This window comes from Vibrio genomosp. F10 str. 9ZD137 (assembly GCF_049974785.1).
Taxonomy (GTDB): Bacteria; Pseudomonadota; Gammaproteobacteria; order Enterobacterales; family Vibrionaceae; genus Vibrio.
The window spans coordinates 1-6,752 of the sequence record NZ_JBNGCJ010000240.1; the positions used below are offsets into that span (position 1 = coordinate 1).

At 43.4% G+C, this 6,752-nt stretch carries 7 protein-coding genes; 3 read left to right on the top strand and 4 right to left on the bottom strand.

Annotated elements, in window-relative coordinates; translation table 11 throughout:
* Positions 1-693 (top strand): MATE family efflux transporter (locus ACP45E_RS03700; RefSeq protein ID WP_241824262.1); only part of this gene is annotated, 693 nt, incomplete at its 5' end.
* A gap of 199 nt (positions 694-892) precedes the next feature.
* Here ACP45E_RS03700 and ACP45E_RS03705 read toward each other — a convergent pair.
* On the bottom strand, positions 893-1,210 hold the full coding sequence (locus tag ACP45E_RS03705; RefSeq protein ID WP_026026642.1) for a DOPA 4,5-dioxygenase: 318 nt from the start codon (positions 1,208-1,210) through the stop codon (positions 893-895).
* A gap of 250 nt (positions 1,211-1,460) precedes the next feature.
* On the opposite strand from ACP45E_RS03705, the gene ACP45E_RS03710 reads away from it, so the two are divergent.
* A complete protein-coding gene (locus tag ACP45E_RS03710) occupies positions 1,461-2,195 on the top strand; it encodes an RNA methyltransferase (protein WP_017033642.1) in 735 nt (244 codons plus the stop codon).
* Positions 2,196-2,368: 173 nt separating this feature from the next.
* On the opposite strand, the gene fdxA is transcribed toward ACP45E_RS03710, so the two are convergent.
* Complete coding sequence (fdxA, locus tag ACP45E_RS03715; protein WP_017033643.1) at positions 2,369-2,692, bottom strand: ferredoxin FdxA; 324 nt, start codon at positions 2,690-2,692, stop codon at positions 2,369-2,371.
* A gap of 244 nt (positions 2,693-2,936) precedes the next feature.
* On the opposite strand from fdxA, the gene ACP45E_RS03720 reads away from it, so the two are divergent.
* The gene (locus ACP45E_RS03720; RefSeq protein ID WP_017038151.1) at positions 2,937-4,550 is read left to right on the top strand and encodes an NAD(P)/FAD-dependent oxidoreductase; all 1,614 of its coding nucleotides are present in this window, start codon (positions 2,937-2,939) and stop codon (positions 4,548-4,550) included.
* Between the two features lie 153 nt (positions 4,551-4,703).
* On the opposite strand, the gene ACP45E_RS03725 is transcribed toward ACP45E_RS03720, so the two are convergent.
* Together ACP45E_RS03725 and ACP45E_RS03730 are read right to left on the bottom strand one after the other, a co-directional pair.
* Entirely contained in the window at positions 4,704-5,636 is a 933-nt protein-coding gene (locus tag ACP45E_RS03725; RefSeq protein WP_017033645.1) for a Gfo/Idh/MocA family protein, read from the bottom strand.
* Positions 5,637-5,775: 139 nt separating this feature from the next.
* Positions 5,776-6,752 (bottom strand): phospholipase D-like domain-containing protein (locus tag ACP45E_RS03730; protein ID WP_069584708.1); only part of this gene is annotated, 977 nt, incomplete at its 5' end.

Sequence of the window (6,752 nt, forward strand, 5' to 3'; positions counted from 1 at the left end):
CAAGAGGGTCGCCGCCTAGAAAATCGTAAGCGTTTCATAAAAGTTGCGACACCAATGATCATTCACGATACCGCGTGGGCAGGCGGACTTCTGGTTTACAGCTATATTGTCGGACAACTTGGTGTTAGTGAACTTGCCATTATTTCACTACTGGCCCCCATTGAAAGCGTGCTGATTTCTGCTTTTCTCGGTTTTGCTGTGGCAGCTTCCATCATATTGGGTAATGAAATTGGCGCTAAAAATTATCAACGAGTCTCAGATACATCGTGGTGGTACGTCATTACAAGCTGTGTATTGGCCTTATTGCTGGCGTTTATTTGTTTATTGGCCTCACCACTGATTAGCGCGGCCTTGATGAATAGCCCACTCAGTGACCCAGAAATGGCGGTGAATGTTTGTTTAGTCATGGCTTTTGGTATGGTGTTAAAGGTTTTTAATATGGTCGGGATTGGTGGCGTTTTAAAAAGTGGGGGGGATATAAAATACAGTATATTCATTGACCTCTTTGGGCAATGGGCTGTCGGTATACCGCTTGCGTACTTTACGGGGATTGTCCTTGGTTGGCCATTGCACATGGTTATGATGATCATCTTACTAGAAGAGATCATCAAGATTTGCCTTACCGCTCAACGCATACAATCCAAAAAATGGATTAATAATCTTATAGAAGAGCCTGAGCCCCAAACTGGATAACAATACTATTTAATCAATATTACTGAACCAATATTACTGAACCAAAATTACTTATGGCATCTGCCTAAAATCATCGAACTCACACCCAAAGGCCTTTAGCTTCGTTTACTAAAACTCAGTAAACGTGTTATTGGCCTTTTTTTAGCTCTTATTTTTAAACCTCACTTTATTTTCAAACCTCATTGTTTAACAAGGTTCGTTAAGAAAGCTTATCCTCAAATACGCCTAACTCTCGGCCTAACCATACGGCATGTTCTGTATGATCTATCAGATCATTATCACCGATAGGGTGAATCAGCACAGGAAAGTCACCACGCGCTTGATTCAGCCATTGCGTGAAACCTTTGTCATCATTGGCAAAGTGAACTTCAAACATGGGCATTTTATGCGGCCCAACTAAGCCCATATTCAATGGAAAAACCGTTAGTACATCTCGCCTTTCAGCATTAATACGATTTTTTAGTTCTTCGGCTTGGGCGATATTTTTTAACGGGAAGTAAACGTGTGCATGAAACATGATATGCCTATTAGGTTTATGGTGCTGTGAAATGGTCAGTCGGCGTTTTTTGACTTCGTGTTCCTTCACTGAGTAACGACGCTCAGCGTGAACAATTTTACTGGTGAGACTCATTGATTACAATCACGTCCTACTTCAATACCCACTTCTGTGTCGTTATTTAACAGATAACGTTACAGCCACCAAATCTTCAGTTTGTGTCCCCTTTTGTTTTCCTTATAATGAACGCGATTTTATTCGAGATAAAAAAATGATATCCAAAAACCAATTAAAGCTTGTTCGTGCTCTAAGCCAAAAGAAACAAAGAAAGGCGCTCGGCCTGTTCTTGGTTCAAGGTGAAAAGAATGTCCTAGAACTGATCAATAGTTCTCTAACCACACAACATATCTTTGCCACCGCTGAGTTCCTAGCTGCGCATACCCATCAATTAGAAGGCTTTGATTGTGTTGAAGCATCACTCGATGAATTAACCAAAGCCAGCACGCTAAAAAGCAACAATGCAGCGATTGCCGTTGTTGAAACGCCCAAAGCTGAAATCCCATTAGCGAAAGGAATGATGATCGCCCTAGATGGCGTTTCAGACCCAGGAAACTTGGGAACCATTATCAGAGTTGCCGATTGGTATGGCATTAAGCACATTGTCGCAAGTATTGACTGTGCTGACCCATATAACCCAAAAACCATCAGTGCAACCATGGGAAGTTTTGCTCGCGTTCAAGTCACTCTTGTCGACTTACCCGCTTATTTGGAAGGCGCTAACTTACCGGTTTATGGGGCATTCCTTGAAGGGGAAAGCGTCCATGAGACTGTATTTAAACCCGAAGGCATCTTACTTATGGGCAGTGAATCGCATGGTATACGAAGCGAAGCAGCGCCTCTGGTGACAGACAAAATTACCATTCCGTCTTTTGGCGAAGCAGAATCACTGAATGTGGCGATGGCGAGTGGCATCATCTTGGATAACTGGCGTCGTCAGCACAGATAGCCCTTGTAACTATTTCGTGTATAAAAAAGTACGTGTACAAAAAAAGTGCACGTACAAAAAAAGCGTTAAGGGGCCACTTAACGCTTTTTTGCCACTAAAACAAAAGAATGTAAAAACACAGAACGACAAAAACACAATAGCAGAAATCAAATCAACGCTGAGTTGTGCGCGGGTTACTTCTCTAGCATCCCTAGTTTATTTTCCACCCCGTTCCACTCTTCCGCTTCTTCCATAGCAGGCTTAACTTCGGTGATATTGGGCCATATTTCAGCGAGTTCTTCATTCAACTTGATGAATACTTGTTGATCATCAGCCAGCTCATCTTCTTGGAAAATAGCTTGAGCGTTACATTCAGGCACACATAACCCACAGTCAATGCAATCAATTGGACTAATCGCTAAGAAGTTTGGACCTTCATAAAATGCATCTGCTGGGCATACGGCCACGCAGTCAGTATATTTACATTTGATGCAGTTATCGGTTACGACGAACGCCATGGTTACTCGCTCTTAATTAGTCAAATTCAGGATGGGGGATGATACTGATCCTTGATAAAAATACAATCACCTTAAAATGAAAATGGTTAGATTGGTATGCTCATTCCCCCGATTAATTTCCGTTAAAGTATATGACACTTCGCCCTACTTCACGTAAAATGCGCGCCATTGTGAGCGTAGTCATCTTGTCATCAGAGGTTTGGATGACTGCGCTAAGACACCTATTATCAACATCGAGAACCCCATGATACGTTTAACTGAAATAAAGCTCCCTCTAGATCATGAAGAGGAAGCGATCTCTGCAGCAATCATCACCAAATTAGGCATCAAGCCAGAACAACTGCTTTCATTTAATCTATTTAAACGCGGCTATGACGCGCGTAAAAAATCGAAGATCTTACTGATTTATACTCTTGATGTTGAAGTCGACAATGAAGCAGAACTGCTGGAAGCGTTCATCAGCGACCCACACGTAAAAGTTACCCCAGATATGGAGTACAAGTTTGTCGCTAAAGCGCCAGCGGTTCAAACCGAGCGCCCTGTCGTGATTGGGTTTGGCCCTTGCGGTTTATTTGCCGGTCTCGTACTCGCTCAAATGGGCTTCAACCCAATTATCGTGGAACGTGGCAAAGAGGTCCGTGAGCGTACCAAAGATACATTTGGTTTCTGGCGCAAACGAACTCTGAATACTGAATCAAACGTACAGTTTGGTGAAGGCGGTGCGGGCACATTCTCTGATGGCAAACTCTACAGCCAAGTTAAAGACCCAAAACATTATGGTCGTAAAGTCATCACTGAATTCGTTGAATCGGGCGCACCAGCAGAAATCATGTATGTCAGCAAACCTCATATCGGAACGTTCAAACTGGTTACAATGGTCGAAAAGATGCGCGCCAAAATCATCGAACTTGGTGGTGAAATTCGTTTCAGCACCCGTGTTGATGACATCCACATGGACGACGGTCAAATTACAGGGTTAACACTTTCCAATGGTGAAGAAATTCACACACGCCATGTCGTTCTAGCTATTGGACACAGTGCACGTGATACCTTTGAAATGCTGCACGACCGTGGAGTCTATATGGAAGCAAAGCCATTCTCTGTGGGTTTCCGAATTGAGCACAAACAATCTATGATTGACGATGCCCGTTTTGGTAAAAATGCGGGGAACCCAATTTTAGGGGCGGCGGATTACAAACTGGTTCATCACTGCAGTAACGGGCGAACGGTATACAGCTTTTGTATGTGCCCTGGTGGAACCGTGGTTGCTGCTACCTCAGAAGAAGGGGCTGTGGTGACTAATGGCATGAGCCAATATTCACGCGCGGAAAGAAATGCAAACAGTGCCATTGTGGTCGGTATTTCACCCGAGCAAGATTACCCAGGTGACCCATTGGCGGGCATTCGTCTACAACGTGAGTTAGAAGCCAGAGCCTACAAGCTAGGCGGCGAAAACTACGATGCACCAGCACAAAAGATCGGTGATTTCCTTAAAGGACGCGATCCAAGCGAGCTCGGCAATGTTGAGCCATCATTTACGCCTGGAATTAAACTAACAGATCTATCGAAAGCATTGCCCGACTTCGCTGTCGAAGCAATTCGTGAAGCGATCCCGGCCTTTGATAAAAAGATCAAAGGGTTTGCGATTGAAGATGGTCTTCTTACTGGTGTTGAAACCCGTACCTCTTCACCGGTGTGTATTAAACGCGGCAAGGATTACCAAAGTATCAATTTAAAAGGTTTCTTCCCTGCGGGCGAAGGCGCAGGTTACGCTGGAGGAATCTTATCGGCAGGCATAGATGGTATTAAAGCTGCAGAGGCCGTGGCGTTATCTATGGTAGAACAAGCCGAGAAATAACCGATAAGTTACGCTCCAATTAGGATCATAGCAATCGTTTCGTCTATCAAAAAAGGCAATCAACATTCCATTGATTGCCTTTTTAATGAGCACTTAAGCCGTTTTTAGCACAATCTCAGTGAGTCATTACCCTCACTTCAGTTCGTTCAGAAACTACTTACTGATCTGCTTTGTAATTTTCTGATAAATGGCTTCAGCGAGTTCGTGAGACGCAATATTTCGATCAATGATGGTTTGATTGATTGCCCCTTTTTGTATTACGTTAAACCAATCTAGAATCATCGCTTCAAATCCTTTGCTTGTTAGCATTGGTGTCCAGTCCTTAAGGCTTATGTGGGATTGCTTGTTACCCTGCCATACTTTTCCTTCGACAAAGGAATCAAACTCTATCGCTTTATTGTTATACACTGCCTGTACTCGTTCACAAGTAACGCCAAAATTGCGATTCATAGACGCATGCAAAAGAGCGCCTTGCGCTTGCCACTGCACATCAAGACGAGTCAACAATTGCCCGTTCATTTGATGAGTAATAGTCAAGTCATCTAACGTACGCTGACCATTGAGGTTAATGCTATCTAGTGGGTGTATAAAATCATCAAAAATAAATGTTTTAAGCTCCCCAGCCAGATTGTGACGATGTTTCTCCCATCGAAGGGAAGTCAGGTTTCCGACCGCGCTTTGCTGCAATTCAGGAATATGCTGATTGAATAAGGGGATGTGGCGGCGATTAAACCCTACATACAACGGAGCTGAATGTTGATGAGATAAGCTATACAACTGCTCAACTTGATGAAACGTATCTGAGAGCGGCTTATCAACGAATGTTGCGATGCCTTGCTTTAAGAAATAGCTCGCTATATTAAAATGCGCTGACGTTGCAGCGTGAATCATCACTGCGTCGACCTTCATCATTGGCAGAGAATGATAATCGGTACAATACTCTTTAATTCGATATTGCTCAGCCACTTCATGCAACACATCAGGATTTCGTGTACAGACAACTAACTCAATGCCCTTACATTGCGCTAATACGGGCAAGTAAGCTTTTAATGCGATATCGCCTAATCCAATGATTCCAACTCTCATGGTTTACCTTAACTTATGGCTTTTAATAATGGTTTAAATAATGACGCTAAATAATGGAGGGTGACGATGCTTGCCACTCTGTTCCGTTTCTGACTGCGAGGCTAGATACTGATGCATTAGCGTATTGCAATAATATCAATCACAACTGGTCTTCTATAGGCAACAAGCCCGCTAGCCACGCTCCCATCCTTTGCCAGAGTGTAGCTTCTGGTTCAGAGGTTAGGGTCGTATCGGTCGTTGGGTCATACCAAGCGATGTTGTCGTTTTCTATCACAACCTGGTAGGCATTCAACTTAAGCCCTAATTGAACGGCTTCCAATGACTTTTGAACATATTCAGGTTGCTCGATGACGACAGCCATTTCCGTATTCAAATTCGCTGAACGCGGGTCCCAATTCATTGAACCAACAAATATTTTATTCCCGTCCAATAGCATGGCTTTTGCGTGTAAACTTGACCGGCTACTACCAGTAAAGCTCCACTTATTGTCAAGATGAGCACTCGCTTTGATTTCCCAAAGTTCAATTCCGCCTTCGACCAGTTCTTGCCGGTACTTCGCGTACCAACCGTGAACAGCAAAAACGTCGTTTGAAGCGAGCGTATTAGTGATTATGGTGATTTTTTTTCCCGATTCGACGGCATCCACTAGACTGGCACTGCCCTCTTTAGTGGGAACGAAATAAGGAGAGATTAACACTAAAGAGTTTTCTACTGTGCCTAGCAATGTCGTTAAGTTATCCACCAACTGGCTGCTTTCACCTGACACTTTATCAGGCAAATCATACCAGAGCTTTCCCTTACCCCAATACAACGACAATTCACGGTTCGCGATCTTTTGGTAAAAAGGAAGTTGAGTAAAGTCGTAGTCTCCAGAAGAAAACATACTTTCTAACTGTAACTCTTCAACCGTTTTGGCCACCTCTTCTTCAGAGAAAACAGAAGCATTGGGATAAATCCACTTCATCGGCACTGTATAATCGCTGTTCCAATAGATATCAAACTGATCTGCAGACTGCTCGACTGTGTTCCCATAAAGTAAGAGATCAAAGTCGCCAAACTCAACACTCGATTCAAACGAAAAGTACTCATTACCAATATTTCGCCCGCCGACAATGC